We start from the raw sequence: 12,392 nt of genomic DNA, 5'->3' as shown, positions 1-12,392 counted from the left end.
GCCGCAGCTCAGCTCAAATGCTCCGCGTAGAACTTCCGACGCCACTCGAAGAAGCGCCCGAATTCCGCATTGTCGGCGTACCCGGGCACACCGACTCCGGCGAGCTCGGGCAGCGCAAGCTGTCGGCTCTTCGGGAACTCGAGGTGAAACGCGAGCCCTGCAGCAGCCACATCCGCGAGCGTCGGGCTGTCGCCGCACAGGTAGGCGTGTTTGCCCAACCGCTCGCACAGCTCGAGCAGCAACGTCCGGGTGCGCTCGGCTGACTTTTTCACAATCGCGCGCGCCTTCGGCAGGCGCATTGCGGGCCGAATCAGCGCGGCACTCATGCGCGCATGCCCCACGCCCCACACCTCGGCCTCGATCACGCGCCGGAGCTCGGCCGGCCGCTCGCGGGCGAGCTCCTCGAACCACACCACGGGTGCGTAGCTGCCCATCCAGCGATCGAGGTGCTCTTCGAGCTCGAGCACAGCTCGCCTCGCCGCCGCGTCTTCGGGCAACAACCGCGGCTCGCGGTAGCGCTCCTCCAGGTAGAGCGCGATCTCGGTCGAGTCCGCAACGACGCGACCCGCGTCCTCGATCACGGGCACCTTGCGCTGCCCGCTCAAGCGCCAGAGGCCAAGCTGCGGCAGTCCGAGTCGATGTTCTTCGATGCGAAAGTCCAGCCGCTTGAACGCGAGCAGCGCGCGCCCTTTTTCGGCGAAGTGGCTGAGCGGAAATCGGTGGAGCACGATGGCCATGCCCGCTAGGTAGCAGGTCGGCCGGCCGCCGTCGTGGCCCAGAGTGAAGCGGCATGCGGCCCGAGAACCATGCCCCGAAAGTGCTAGAGTCGCGGCGCCATGTGGAACGAACGCTACGCGGAACCCGGCTACGCCTACGGCAGCGAACCCAATGATTTTCTGGTGAGTATCGTCGATCGACTGCCGCCCGGCCCGGTGTTGTGTCTCGCGGAGGGGGAGGGCCGCAACGCAGTCTTTTTGGCCACGCGCGGACGCAGCGTGACAGCCGTGGATGGCTCGGAGGTCGGCCTCGCCAAGGCTGCGGCACTGGCCGGAGAGCGGGGCGTCGCGCTCACCAGCGTCGTGAGTGATCTCGCGGACTACGTCATCCAACCCGGAGCGTGGGCCGTCATCGTCAGCATCTGGTGCCACTTGCCGGCGGCGCTCCGGCAGCGTGTGCACCGCGACGTCGTGGCTGGGCTCAGTCCGGGTGGAATGTTCGTGCTCGAGGCCTACACCCCGGCGCAGCTCGCGTTCGACACGGGAGGGCCCAAGCGCCCTGAGATGCTCGCCGACCTCGGCGGACTGCGAACGGAGCTGGACGGGCTCGAGTGGCTCGTCGCCGAGGAGCGCGAACGCGAGGTCCACGAGGGCCGTTGTCACAATGGGCGGAGCGCTGTCGTGCAGCTGCTCGGGCAAAAGCCGCGAGCGCACGCCCGCGCTCAGTGACGTCGGAGCCGAAGCGAGTCGCGAAGCTCCGACGATCGTGCATCCCACCGGGCCCGCGCAGCGGGAATCCCGCTCCGGACGCTGCTGAACGCCATGATCAAATCGCCGCGGGTTTCGACGATCGTTTCCACACCCGTCCGAGAGGCGTGTCGGAAGGGCGTGGGTGGGGCTGCGGAAACGGCGCGTGAAACAACGAGGTGTCCTCTTGGGTGCGCGCGGCAGGCTTGGCGCCCCACCGCTTCGGCGTGGGGACCGACGACGTTCGCGGTGTAGGATGCCCGCATGTTGCACCTACGGTTGGTCGTGCCGGCAGACCTCTCCGATCAGGTGCTGGAAGCGCTCTCGCGCAATGCTTCGGTGACCAACTTGGTGCGGTGGCCCGGGGTGGCCATCAAGCCGGCAGGAGATCTGCTCGGGTGCGATGTCGCGCGAGAAGACGGTAGCGTCGTGCTGGAGCAGCTCAAAGCCATGGGCGTCGATCGATCCGGGTCCATCGCCGTCGAGATGCTCGACGCTTCACTCTCGGACGCCGCAGACGCTGCGACGCTCGCAGCGGAAGGCTCACCCGGCAATGCGGTGGTGTGGGAGGAAGTCGAGTCCCAAACCTCGGAGAGCTCGGAGCTGAATGCGAGCTTCCTGATGTTCCTGGTCTTGGCCACGGTGATTGCCGGCATCGGCATTCTGACGGACTCGGTCGTGTTGATCATCGGCGCGATGGTGGTCGGGCCGGAGTTCGGTCCGCTTGCCGGGCTCTGCGTCGCCACGGTCCAGAGACGCTGGTCGCTGGCGCTGCGCTCTTCAATCGCCCTGCTGGTCGGATTTCCGGTGGCCATCGCCGCGACCTGGCTATCGGTAGTGGCGCTGCGCGCGTGCAATGTGACGCCCGCCACACTGGCGCGGACACAAACGCTGTTCATTTCGCACCCCGATGCTTACTCGGTGATTGTCGCCCTGCTGGCGGGCGTCGCCGGCATTCTCTCACTCAGCACGGCGAAATCCGGCGCTCTGATCGGCGTCCTGATCTCGGTCACGACGGTGCCGGCGGCCGCGAACATGGCCGTTGCGGCCGCGTACCTCGACTTCGCCGAGCTGCGCGGCGCTGCGTTGCAGCTTCTCGTGAACCTTGCGTGCGCGGTGGGTGCCGGTATCACGACCCTCGGAGCGCAGTGCTGGGTCTGGTCGATGTGGGTGAAGCGCTGACCGCCGGGGGTGGCGGCGCGAGGACTCGAGCCCGGCGACGTGGCACAATTCGCCACGGTGCGGCCACGGTTACCCAGTGAACAACCCGCGCTGCAGCCCCACCTGGAAGGCCTCGAACAGGTCGGCTTCGCCGAGACCGTTCACAAAGACGAGGACCCCAACGCGCCGCTCGAGTTCCGGGAGCTCGACGCGCCCACGCACGCGGACGTGGCGCAGGTCGCAGCGCACTGCCGCTCGCATCGAGAGCATCCTCAATGCGCACGGCCGGAGCCTCGACCCCGAGCTCCGTGAGCAGGAGCTACCGGCGCTTTGCTTTGACGAGCCGGGGCTCGCTGCGTGTTACGCGGCGGCAGCGCAGGGCATTGGCGTGAGCGGTGATCGCGCAAGCGAGCCGCTCTTGCGGTTGGTCGTGCCGGCGGGGCTGCCCGAGCGCCCGCGTGCCGCGGCCTCCTCGAGTGGCAGACGCGCGAAAAACAGATGACGCGAGCGCTGAAGAACCACGAGGTCGACGGCGTCCCAGTGCACCTCTTCGTCCAAGCGTCGAGCACGGTGGGAGGGGAGACCGCGCCGTTTCTCTACCTGGGCGAGGTGAGCTTCCGCGACTGGCGCGGCGACAAACCGATCACCGTCACGCTGGAGCTCGAGCAGCCGGTGCCGGAGGCGTTGTGGGGGGAATTGGGGGTGGGTGGCGGTGGTGGTGCCATTGGGTAAGCACAAGCGCCGAGCCTGACGAGCCCCGTGGCGGCAGATGTGCGGGGTGGAATTGCATTGGGGTGCCCGCACACCGAGCTCACTCGTTCGGCACCGTCCAATGCTGGAGCTGCGGACCGCCGAACGCGTAGAGAGAGTCGAGCGTGCGTCGCCGTGGCGCTCGGCGATAGGTGGCTCGGTGGATCGACCATGCGTGGAAGACGCAAGCGTCGCCAGCCTGGAGGGCAATGCGCGTCGCCCCTGTCATTGATGACGCCCGCTTCGAGCCCTTTCGGATTTGGAGCTCCTCGGGCGTGTCCCACCGCCGGTGCGAGCCCGGCACGAGCTCCAGACGGTCGTCGTCCTCCAATGCTACACGCACGTGGATCGCTGTCGTCGTGAGAATGCGCCGGAGCTCGAGCTCTGGATCGGGTTGCCCGAGCTGGCTGTCTCGATGCCAGTCGCCGTCCCAGTCGCGTTTCGTCTGCTCGTGGTAGTAGTCCGTGTTCTTGAGCCGAGGAATGCCGTCTTCGCCTTCGTGAGCCAAGCCCTCGAGTAGCGCGCACATTCGCGCCGAGCCGACGAACTTCGTGAGGACGTCGAGGGCACCAGGGTGATGTGCGAAGTAGCTCGGTTCCGTGAACAGCCCGATTTTGGGCGTCGTATGGCCATTCTCAGTCGACTCCGCACGGGCGCGATCGAGTGCGGTGTCGCACGCGCGACGGAGCGTGCTGAGCTCTGTCGGATTCAAGAACGCCGGCAAGACGAAGAAGCCGTGGGTACGAAGGGACTGCAAGCGGTCGCGTTGAACAATGGTCATCGTGATCTCCCGTGCCGCCACCTGCGGCGCTCGCGAGCTGATGATCGTTCAGTGGACAGTGCGTGGTGGCCCGAGCGCGACGATCGGGTTTTGCGGAAACGGACCTGGGCGATGCGGACTCGCCACGACGAGCACGGCAAGCCGCCCCGCGATCTCGAAGGTCGCAATCGCTGCGGGCGCGCCGAAGTAGCGGATCGGCAGGAGGTCGACGCCGTTGTCCGTTACTTCCGACTGCTTTGAAGTCTGCGTCGGCACGTCGAGGTGGAGGAGCGAGGAGAGAGCCCGTTGATAGCTCTCTCCCGTTCTCTCCATCCTCGCCCGCACCGAGAGCCGCAGCTTTTTGTTTCCGTGCCGGTTCCCCATCGCTTGTCCAGACGATCTCTGAGCTCGATCCTTGTGTCGGCCGGCACCGACGGAACGAACTGGATGACGAGCGGTCAGGCGCAACACCGAAGGGCTGAGCCCTCTTCACTCCTCACGCGAGACCGTGCCGGCGGCAGTGTGAGGAGTCGGACTCGGAAAGCCCGCTACCCAAACCATTCGCCACGGTCCCCACTCTGTCAAGCCGCGCAGCCCGGCCGGCCGGCGTCCGATCGTCAACCTCGTCGACGCAAGTATCTCGTTCGCCGGCTTCCGGCGGCGCATTTCGGCCCGACCGGCCACAGGTCAGACGCGCGGGTCCGAGCTCGCTATTTGCAGAAGCCGTTCTGCTGCAAGAACGTGAGGGTCGCCCCACACGTTGCCTCGTTCGTCGTCGAGGTCGCGGTCGCTTCGCACTGGTTCTTGTAGGGTGCCTTCAGCGTCGGGCAACACGCCACGAGCTTCGCGCAATTGCCGCCACCCGCATCACTGGAAGCGTCGGCCCCCGCGTCTCCAGCGCCCGAGCCGCCTGCGCCGGCTGCGCCGCCCGGGCCGCTGTCGGCGCCTGCGGCGCCACCCGACCCGCTCGAGCCGCCGCTGCCCGCCGCGCCGCCCGTGCCAGCGCCGCCTGCCGCTCCGCCCGCGCCGCCCGCTCCCGCGGCGCCACCGGTGCTCGCGCCACCGCTGCCCGAGCTCCCTCCGGTTCCGCCCGAACTCGAGCCCCCAGCCCCGCCTTTGCCGCCGCTGTCGTCGTCGCCACCGCATGCGACTGCGGTGAACGCGGTGAGCGCTGCCACAGTGAGTGCAATCCAGGATCGATTCATCGTCGTCACCTTCTGCTTGCGGCTATAGCGCCGCAGAATGGCAGAGAAGACTCGATTTCCCGAGGATGCGCAAGAGCCTCCGACGATCGCCCGCCGCCATCGAACAGGCCGCCAGGCCGTAGTGTTCGAAAACCCAGCCCACGAAATCGCCGCGTCGGCGCGCTCGGAGTCGCGACCGTGTTCAACGTGGCCAATACGGTGTTCAACACCGCGCTCTACCACTGGGCGGCCGAGGGCGTCGCGCCGCCAGGCTTCGATTCCTACGTGCTCGCTGGCGCCTTCACACAGAAAGAGTAGCCGGGACTGCGGTTGGCCAGCGGCGTCTCCGGCACCGCGAGCGCGAGGCTCACTGCTTGCGCAACCGAGCGTGGCGGTCGAGCGCTTCACGCACGCGGCCAACGAGCTCGGTCGCCGTGAAGGGTTTCTTGAGGACATCGAGGCCGGCGCCCTGGTCGTGCATCGCGCTGAGGGCGTCCCGGCTGTAGCCCGACATGAACAAGACCGGGATGTCGACGTTCCGAGCGCGCAAGGTCTTGACGAGGTCCGGACCGCTCATCCGCGGCATCACGACGTCGGTCAGGAGCAGGTGGCTCTCCTCGCTTTGCTGCAAGATCAGCTCGGCGGCGGTCATTCCGTCGGTGGCTCGCTGTACGTGGTAGCCGTTGGCCTCGAGCACGCGCACGATGACGCGCGCGACAGTCTCATCGTCCTCGGCCACGACGAGTCGCTCGCTACCCCCCACAGCGGGGCGCGGTGGCGACGAGCTCGTGTGCTCGATCGCCGGCACGCCGGACAGCAGCGGAAGGTAGACCCTCACACTCGTGCCGCGACCAACCGTGGAATCGATGCGGAGACCGCCGCCGCTCTGTTTTGCGATTCCGTAGACCGTCGAAAGCCCGAGTCCCGTGCCGCGCCCGACAGCTTTGGTCGTGAAGAACGGATCGATGGCGTGGGCGAGCACCTCTTCGCCCATGCCCTGCCCCGAGTCAGAGACCGAGAGCCGCGCGTAAGACCCAGGCGCCAGCCGTTCGACGGCGCCGATGCTGTCCTCGGCGAGCTCCACCGCCTCGAGCACCACACTCACCACACCGCCGTCTGGCATGGCATCGCGGGCGTTGGTCACCAGGTTGACGATGACCTGCTCGACCTGACTGCGAGTGCCCCGGATGGGCAAGGACGCCGCGCCAGACTCCACGGCGAGCCTCACGTTCTCGCCGATCAGGCGCTCGAGCATGAGCTGGACATCGCCCAAGATCGGCACCAGATCGATGAGCGCCGTCGGCATGTCTTGGTGCCGGCTGAAGAGCAACAGCTGTCGCACCAGCGTGGCCCCACGCTGGCCAGCCTTCACCATTTCGTCGACGTACCCGACCAGGTCGGACCGGTCCTGGAGCTTCCGCTGCAACAGCTCACCATTGCCCATGATGGCGACCAACAGGTTGTTGAAGTCGTGGGCGATCCCGCCGGCGAGCTGGCCGATGATCTCCATCTTCTGCGAGTGCCTCAGCTGACCCTCGAGCCGCCTGCGATCGGTGATGTCGCGCCACACCACATGTAGAATCTCTTTTCCATCGCGCTCGACCGCCGTGAGCAGCACCTCGACGGGAAACACCTCCCCGTCGACGCGCCGGTGGTCCCACTCGAAGCGGTGACTGCCTCGCTCGCGGGCGATGGCCATCATCTCGTTGGCCTTCTCGAACGAGCTCCGTCCGTCCGGCTGGGTGGGCGGCGACAGCTCCGACGGGTGGGTGCGGAGCAGCTCCGCCTTGTCCTGGTACCGCAGCATGGCAACCGTCGCCTGATTGCAGTCCACGAAGTGCTCCCCCTCGATGATGAGGATGGCGTCTGCCGACCGCTCGAAGAGCTCGCGATACGGGTCAGTGGGGGGGGGCGTCACGGTCGTCTTGCCACTTCGTCCAGCCCAGGCTCGCGCAGCCCGGTATCAAAAACAAGCGGCCGCCGGCCCGACCGAACTTGCTCTGGCGAAAGCGAATTCCACCGGCGCGGGCTCGCGCGTGCCCTCACTCACACTTCTCCGTCGAGCCAGCCAGCGTCAGCGCGAGCACCGCGAGCGCCGTCGTGTGAGTGCTGCAGTCCCCGGCCGAGCCGGCGCGAAAACAGCCCGGGGCTTGCGCTGCTTCACGTAGCGACGTGACCCACGCTGAGTCTACGCCGGCTTGGGCCCCAAGCAGTCCGATCATCACCAGCCGCTCGGTGGTGAGATCGCCTGGAGTCGCGTCGAACGTCGCCTCCTTCAGCAGGCTCGCGGCGATCCCGCGGCGCCGAGCGTCGACATCGACGGGCGTCGTGCAGCCAAGCCAGCGTTCGAACGCCAGCCACACCGCCTGATGCGTGAGCACGAAACCCCAGGCGTCGGTCGCGTTCACGTAGGCCTCACACTCGGGGGGCGCCTGGCACTGAACGCTCGTGCTCAGACAGACCTCGATCAAGCTCTCCCCGGTGGCGGTGAGCGGCGCCGTCTGCTTGGGATCCGGCGTGCCCGGATTCGGCTGAGCGCCCTCGAGCGACAGGGCCTCGAAGGGCGGCTTGTCGAGCTCGAGCAGGCCACCGTAAGTTGCCAGCTCCGTCGGCGAGACGTCCGGCGTGCGCTTGCTGATCACCGCCTGGTTCAGCGGGTCTCCGCTGAGCTCTCCGGCGACGTCGAGCATGACCAGCGAGTCGACGCCGATCTCGAACGGAGTCGAGCCCAGCCAGTGCAGAGCGCGGCACTTCGGCGTCGCTGGCGGAGCTGCTTCGTCACCTCCGCAGCCCGCGCTCGACAAAGCGGCCGCGACCACGACCCCGAAGGTCCGGCGCCAGTCCGAGGCAAGCCCTCTCACGCTTCGAGCATCGCAGACCCCAGTGCGAACTTCCCTCGAAATTGCGCGAGGGTGGGCGGATGGCGGCTCCCAGCCTGGGCACCGGCTCCTGCACGGTGTTTGGCAGAACGCCTCGATGCGTGATCTCCTGGTTCGATGACCAAGCCCGACGCGCGCCCCCAAACACCGCTAGGGACGCGGGCGTTCTCCCTCGTCGAACTGATGGTCACCGTCGTCATCGTCGGAGTGCTGGCAGGCTTGGCCATCTACGGCGTACGCCGCTACCTGTTCAACGCGCGCACCGCGGAAGCGCGGGCGGCCATCGGACGCATGGGCAAGGACGCCGTGGGCGCGTACTCGCGCGAGATCATGTCCGGCGCGCAGCTCCCCACGGGCGGCACGGCGGCGGTGCTCAACCGGCTCTGTGTCAGCGCCTCCCAGCCGGTGCCTGCCAGTGCCGGCGCCATCAAAGGCGGCAAGTATCAATCGTCTCCGTCGGACTGGAACCTGGACACGGCGACCCAGGGCAAGGGCTTCGCATGCCTGCGCTTCACGATGACCGATCCGCAGTTCTTCCAGTACGATTACAAGTCGTCGACGGACGACTGGGCCCAAGCCGGCGCGGACGGCACGACCTTCGACGCCATTGCCCGAGGAGATCTCAACGGCGACGGCGTGCTCAGTGATTTCAGGCTGAGCGGCAAGCTGGTGAAGGCCCCGAGCGGGTCGATCGAGGCGTTGATCGCGCCGAACATCGCCGAGATCAACGCCCTCGAGTGACAACCAAGCGGTTGCCCGACGCCCCCTGACGCCGCCGTCCCGTATGAGCTAAGTTCGGGCGATGCGTCGAACCTCGGGCGGCGTCCTGGCGGGCCTCGCGTTCATGGTGCTCTCGGCCGTGTAGCTGGTGGTCGCCGGGGCTGTGGCAAGCGACAAGCGGTTGGAGCTGCAATCCCAACGTTGCGCTGGCGGCTCCGAACGCGGTTCCGGACGGCGTCGCCCAGATGGTGGCGCTCGGCGAGGTCCACGCGCTCTTTTCCCACTTCGAGGACTTCCTGCGAAATGGCTCGCTCGTCGCAGGCCCGGGCGTGCACCGGTTCACGACCAAGAGTCCGGCTGCCGAGCAGGTGCCGGCCTACGAGCTCAACTGCGACAAGACCACCAAGCTCTGCGATCGCAAGCTCCGGGTGCTGGCTCGAAAACACGCCACCCAGAGCGAGTGGCTGGTGGTGGCGTTCGCCGCGGCGGGCGCGGCTCAGGACGTGAGCGTCGACTTGCCCGGGGCCGGCTCGATCACGGTGCGCTGTCGCGCCGGCGGCAGCCTGTATCACGTGGCAACGGGCGGCGGTGCGCCGACGGTCAGCTTGATCGACGAAGATCCGCTGCGGCCGACCAAATTCCTGGCCCCCTGAAGCGGTGCCAAGAAACACCGCGAACTGATCCTGGCTCGACTCGCGGAAATCCGGGCTACCCTCCCGCCATGACCGACCGGACCCCCGACAAACTCCACTACCTCCACATCCCCGACGGCCACGGCGGACGCGCCGAGATGGTGCGATTGGTCTACGTCCTGGCGAACGCCCCCTTCGTCGACGTGTTCACCGCCATCGCCGACTTCGGCACAGCCGTGGAGGGCAAGAACCCGTTCAAGCAGTTCCCCTTCGTCGAGACTCCGAGCGGCGAGCTCATCTACCAGACGCTCGCGATCATGCACCACGCTGCGCACGGTACCAGCGCTTGGCCGGCGGAACCGGCCGCCCTCACCCGCGCGCTCTCCGTCGCCCTCGGGGCTTACGACCTGTACCAAGCCTTCGGGGGATTTTCTGCGGACGATGCCGCGGCAAAAAAGAAATTCGAGGAGCGACGCATGCCCCAGTACTTCGCCGGGCTCGACGAGATCTACGCCGGCCGCAAGTTCGCCGCCGGCGACACACCGACCTTCGCCGACGCCATCGCGACCGAGGCCGTGGCGTGGTGTGTGCGTCGCAACCCAGCATCAGCAGCTCACCTCGAGACGAAGCCGGCACTCGTCGAGTTCCAGAAGCGCTTCGACGCGCTGCCCGCGATTGCGGACTTCCGCAAGCGACAGGCCGCCGCCCGCGCGACCAACAGCTCCGTCTGACCCCAACCCTCCCCAAGACAGGCAGACCAGAACGTCATGTCCCCCGTCGACTTCGAGCTCTCCGACGAGATCGCGGTCATCCGCATGGATGACGGCAAGGCCAACGCTCTCAGCCCCGAGCTCTTGAGCGGGCTCGCCGACGCCCTCGCTCGCGCCGAGCGCGAGGCCAAGGCCGTCGTGCTCACGGGCCGCCCGGGCCGCTTCTGTGCCGGCTTCGACCTCAAACACATGATGGCTGGCCCCGAGAGCGCGAGGGCGCTCGTCACACAGGGAGCAGACGTGTTGCTCGGCGCCTATGCGCACCCGCAGCCGCTGGTCGTTGCGTGCACCGGACACGCCATGGCCGGCGGCGCGCTGCTCGTCCTGACCGGCGACGTGCGCCTGGGAACGCTGGGCGATTTCAAGCTCGGCCTGAACGAGGTCTCGATCGGCATGCCGTTGCCGATCCTCGCCATCGAGATGGCGAGAGACCGCCTCGATCCACGCAAGCTCACGGCGGCGACGTTGCTCGCGACTCTGTACCCTCCGACGGAGGCAGTGGAGATCGGTTACCTGGACGAAGCCGTGGAGGCGGAAGCCCTCATGCCCCGGGCCATGGCCGAGGCGCGACGCCTGAGCGCCCTCGGCAGCACGCCGTTCTCCGCCAGCAAGCGTGCGCTCCGGCGCGCGACCATCCAACACATCCGCGACACGCTCGCCGACAACCTGCGCGAGTTCGGCGTGGGCTGAGGAGCCCCTCCATGGCCGACCCAAAAGCGCCCCCGAGCCTGGGCGAGACGCTGCGTGTGCTGCTCAAGGCCTCGCGCGGCTTCTGGCTCGTCAACTGGGTGAACTTCGGCGACGGCATCGCCTACTTCGGCCTGCTCGCGCTGATGACCCTGTTCTTGGAGTCGCGCGCCGGTTTCTCGGCCAACTCCTCCACCGTTGCCGTCAGCGTCTTCACCGGCCTGGTCACGCTCTTCATGGTGCTGGGCGCTGGCGCCCTCAGCGATCGGCTGGGCTCCCGCCGCGCGCTCAGCGTGGCCATGGCCATCGTGCTCCTCGGGCGAGTGCTGCTCGTGCTGTCGCCGAACGCCGGTGCCCAGACCGCGGTCGCCGCGCTGGCCTGGGCCGCCATCGCGGTGATGGGTTTCGGTGAGGGCGTCATTCAGCCGGCCATGTACGCGGGCGTGAAGGAGTACACGGACGCTCGCACGGCGACCTTGGGCTACGCGTTCCTGTATTCGATCATGAACCTCGGCATCGTCGCCGGCGAGGCGGTATCGCCCCTGGTGCGGGAGACCTGGGCGAGACGCATCGAGGGGGCCGACGTGGCCAAACAACCGACCGCCGGCATCACCGGTGCGTTTTGGTTCTTCATCGGCGTCACCGCCCTCGTGCTGCTGGTGAACCTGATCTTCTTCACCAAGAAGGTCGAGCAGCGCGATCGGGTGAGCACCGCCGAGACACCCGAGACACCCGAAGTCGAGGCCCCGAAGGGCCTGTGGGCGAAGGCCAAGACCCTGCCCATCACCGATCTCCGCTTCGTATTCTTCATCTTCGTCTTGCTGCCGGTGCGCACGCTGTTCGCCCATCAGTGGCTCACCATGCCGCACTACGTCACCCGCTGTTTCCCCGCCGAGGTCGGTGCACGCTGGGAGTGGGTGAACGGACTGAACCCGCTGATCATCGTGGTGGCCGTGCCGCTGTTTGCCACCCTCACTCGAGCCCGACGCGTGATCGACATGATGATCGTCGGCACGCTGGTCTCGGCAGCGGCAACCGTGCTCCTGATGGGACAGCCCAGTCTCTCGTCGCTGCTCGGCTACGTGGTGTTGTTCTCGCTGGGTGAGGCCGTCTGGTCCTCCCGCTTCCTCGAGTACGTCGCGGATCTGGCGCCAGTGAATCGCATCGGGATCTACATGGGCATCGCCGGGCTGCCCTGGTTCGTCGCCAAGACCGTGACCGGGTTTTACGCCGGCTCTCTCGTCGACCGCTTCATTCCCGAGCATGGCGCTCAGGCGCCGGGCACCCTCTGGATGATCCACGGGGCCGTCGGGCTCTTGTCGCCGCTCGGCCTGGTGCTCGGCCGTCGCTGGTTGCTTTCGAAAGAACCCATCCGCGCCAGCTGAA

The 12,392-nt window shown here is 67.4% G+C and carries 15 protein-coding genes; 8 read left to right on the top strand and 7 right to left on the bottom strand.

Features of this window, described 5'->3' with window-relative positions:
• Window positions 1-8: 8 nt before the first annotated feature.
• Window positions 9-737: a glutathione S-transferase family protein gene (locus IPI67_39890; protein ID MBK7586337.1), complete on the bottom strand. Its 729-nt coding sequence runs from the start codon at window positions 735-737 to the stop codon at window positions 9-11.
• A gap of 99 nt (window positions 738-836) precedes the next feature.
• On the opposite strand from IPI67_39890, the gene IPI67_39885 reads away from it, so the two are divergent.
• Window positions 837-1,445: a class I SAM-dependent methyltransferase gene (locus IPI67_39885; protein MBK7586336.1), complete on the top strand. Its 609-nt coding sequence runs from the start codon at window positions 837-839 to the stop codon at window positions 1,443-1,445.
• Between the two features lie 282 nt (window positions 1,446-1,727).
• The gene (locus IPI67_39880; protein MBK7586335.1) at window positions 1,728-2,645 is read left to right on the top strand and encodes a DUF389 domain-containing protein; all 918 of its coding nucleotides are present in this window, start codon (window positions 1,728-1,730) and stop codon (window positions 2,643-2,645) included.
• A gap of 69 nt (window positions 2,646-2,714) precedes the next feature.
• Here the strand turns inward: IPI67_39880 and IPI67_39875 are convergent, their stop codons facing one another.
• Entirely contained in the window at window positions 2,715-2,885 is a 171-nt protein-coding gene (locus tag IPI67_39875) for a hypothetical protein (GenBank protein MBK7586334.1), read from the bottom strand.
• A 237-nt stretch (window positions 2,886-3,122) separates the two neighbouring features.
• Here IPI67_39875 and IPI67_39870 point away from each other — a divergent pair, with 237 nt between their 5' ends.
• Complete coding sequence (locus IPI67_39870) at window positions 3,123-3,356, top strand: DUF3427 domain-containing protein (protein MBK7586333.1); 234 nt, start codon at window positions 3,123-3,125, stop codon at window positions 3,354-3,356.
• Window positions 3,357-3,435: 79 nt separating this feature from the next.
• Here IPI67_39870 and IPI67_39865 read toward each other — a convergent pair whose 3' ends face one another.
• The 5 genes from IPI67_39865 to IPI67_39845 all read right to left on the bottom strand — a co-directional run bounded on the left by IPI67_39865 (window position 3,436) and on the right by IPI67_39845 (window position 8,179).
• On the bottom strand, window positions 3,436-4,155 hold the full coding sequence (locus IPI67_39865) for a phytanoyl-CoA dioxygenase family protein (GenBank protein ID MBK7586332.1): 720 nt from the start codon (window positions 4,153-4,155) through the stop codon (window positions 3,436-3,438).
• Window positions 4,156-4,203: 48 nt separating this feature from the next.
• Window positions 4,204-4,518: a hypothetical protein gene (locus tag IPI67_39860; GenBank protein MBK7586331.1), complete on the bottom strand. Its 315-nt coding sequence runs from the start codon at window positions 4,516-4,518 to the stop codon at window positions 4,204-4,206.
• Window positions 4,519-4,844: 326 nt separating this feature from the next.
• On the bottom strand, window positions 4,845-5,339 hold the full coding sequence (locus IPI67_39855) for a hypothetical protein (GenBank protein ID MBK7586330.1): 495 nt from the start codon (window positions 5,337-5,339) through the stop codon (window positions 4,845-4,847).
• 346 nt (window positions 5,340-5,685) lie between these two features.
• Window positions 5,686-7,236 (bottom strand): response regulator, encoded by a 1,551-nt coding sequence (locus tag IPI67_39850; GenBank protein MBK7586329.1) that lies wholly within the window; start codon window positions 7,234-7,236, stop codon window positions 5,686-5,688.
• 124 nt (window positions 7,237-7,360) lie between these two features.
• The gene (locus IPI67_39845) at window positions 7,361-8,179 is read right to left on the bottom strand and encodes a hypothetical protein (protein MBK7586328.1); all 819 of its coding nucleotides are present in this window, start codon (window positions 8,177-8,179) and stop codon (window positions 7,361-7,363) included.
• A gap of 135 nt (window positions 8,180-8,314) precedes the next feature.
• Between IPI67_39845 and IPI67_39840 the strand changes: the two genes are divergently transcribed.
• From IPI67_39840 to IPI67_39820, 5 genes are all read left to right on the top strand, one after another.
• Window positions 8,315-8,938: a prepilin-type N-terminal cleavage/methylation domain-containing protein gene (locus IPI67_39840; protein ID MBK7586327.1), complete on the top strand. Its 624-nt coding sequence runs from the start codon at window positions 8,315-8,317 to the stop codon at window positions 8,936-8,938.
• A gap of 224 nt (window positions 8,939-9,162) precedes the next feature.
• The gene (locus tag IPI67_39835; protein ID MBK7586326.1) at window positions 9,163-9,570 is read left to right on the top strand and encodes a hypothetical protein; all 408 of its coding nucleotides are present in this window, start codon (window positions 9,163-9,165) and stop codon (window positions 9,568-9,570) included.
• Between the two features lie 68 nt (window positions 9,571-9,638).
• Complete coding sequence (locus tag IPI67_39830; protein MBK7586325.1) at window positions 9,639-10,280, top strand: glutathione S-transferase family protein; 642 nt, start codon at window positions 9,639-9,641, stop codon at window positions 10,278-10,280.
• Window positions 10,281-10,316: 36 nt separating this feature from the next.
• A complete protein-coding gene (locus IPI67_39825; protein MBK7586324.1) occupies window positions 10,317-11,009 on the top strand; it encodes a crotonase/enoyl-CoA hydratase family protein in 693 nt (230 codons plus the stop codon).
• Window positions 11,010-11,020: 11 nt separating this feature from the next.
• Window positions 11,021-12,391 carry an MFS transporter gene (locus IPI67_39820; GenBank protein MBK7586323.1) on the top strand — a complete coding sequence of 457 codons (1,371 nt, stop codon included), beginning with the start codon at window positions 11,021-11,023 and terminating at the stop codon, window positions 12,389-12,391.
• Window position 12,392: the final 1 nt, after the last annotated feature.

This window comes from Myxococcales bacterium (assembly GCA_016706225.1).
In the GTDB taxonomy this organism is placed as follows: domain Bacteria; phylum Myxococcota_A; class Polyangia; order Polyangiales; family Polyangiaceae; genus JADJKB01.
Note: the sequence above shows the minus strand (reverse complement) of the source record. Positions and strands in the feature narration are given on the sequence as shown.

Excerpts from the sequence above, each read along its gene's own strand:
- IPI67_39890 (MBK7586337.1), bottom strand. The coding sequence starts at position 737 with ATGGCCATCGTGCTCCACCGATTTCCGCTCAGCCACTTCGCCGAAAAA.
- IPI67_39885 (MBK7586336.1), top strand. The coding sequence starts at position 837 with ATGTGGAACGAACGCTACGCGGAACCCGGCTACGCCTACGGCAGCGAA.
- IPI67_39880 (MBK7586335.1), top strand. The coding sequence starts at position 1,728 with ATGTTGCACCTACGGTTGGTCGTGCCGGCAGACCTCTCCGATCAGGTG.
- IPI67_39875 (MBK7586334.1), bottom strand. The coding sequence starts at position 2,885 with ATGCGAGCGGCAGTGCGCTGCGACCTGCGCCACGTCCGCGTGCGTGGG.
- IPI67_39870 (MBK7586333.1), top strand. The coding sequence starts at position 3,123 with ATGACGCGAGCGCTGAAGAACCACGAGGTCGACGGCGTCCCAGTGCAC.
- IPI67_39865 (MBK7586332.1), bottom strand. The coding sequence starts at position 4,155 with ATGACCATTGTTCAACGCGACCGCTTGCAGTCCCTTCGTACCCACGGC.
- IPI67_39860 (MBK7586331.1), bottom strand. The coding sequence starts at position 4,518 with ATGGGGAACCGGCACGGAAACAAAAAGCTGCGGCTCTCGGTGCGGGCG.
- IPI67_39855 (MBK7586330.1), bottom strand. The coding sequence starts at position 5,339 with ATGAATCGATCCTGGATTGCACTCACTGTGGCAGCGCTCACCGCGTTC.
- IPI67_39840 (MBK7586327.1), top strand. The coding sequence starts at position 8,315 with ATGACCAAGCCCGACGCGCGCCCCCAAACACCGCTAGGGACGCGGGCG.
- IPI67_39835 (MBK7586326.1), top strand. The coding sequence starts at position 9,163 with ATGGTGGCGCTCGGCGAGGTCCACGCGCTCTTTTCCCACTTCGAGGAC.
- IPI67_39830 (MBK7586325.1), top strand. The coding sequence starts at position 9,639 with ATGACCGACCGGACCCCCGACAAACTCCACTACCTCCACATCCCCGAC.
- IPI67_39825 (MBK7586324.1), top strand. The coding sequence starts at position 10,317 with ATGTCCCCCGTCGACTTCGAGCTCTCCGACGAGATCGCGGTCATCCGC.
- IPI67_39820 (MBK7586323.1), top strand. The coding sequence starts at position 11,021 with ATGGCCGACCCAAAAGCGCCCCCGAGCCTGGGCGAGACGCTGCGTGTG.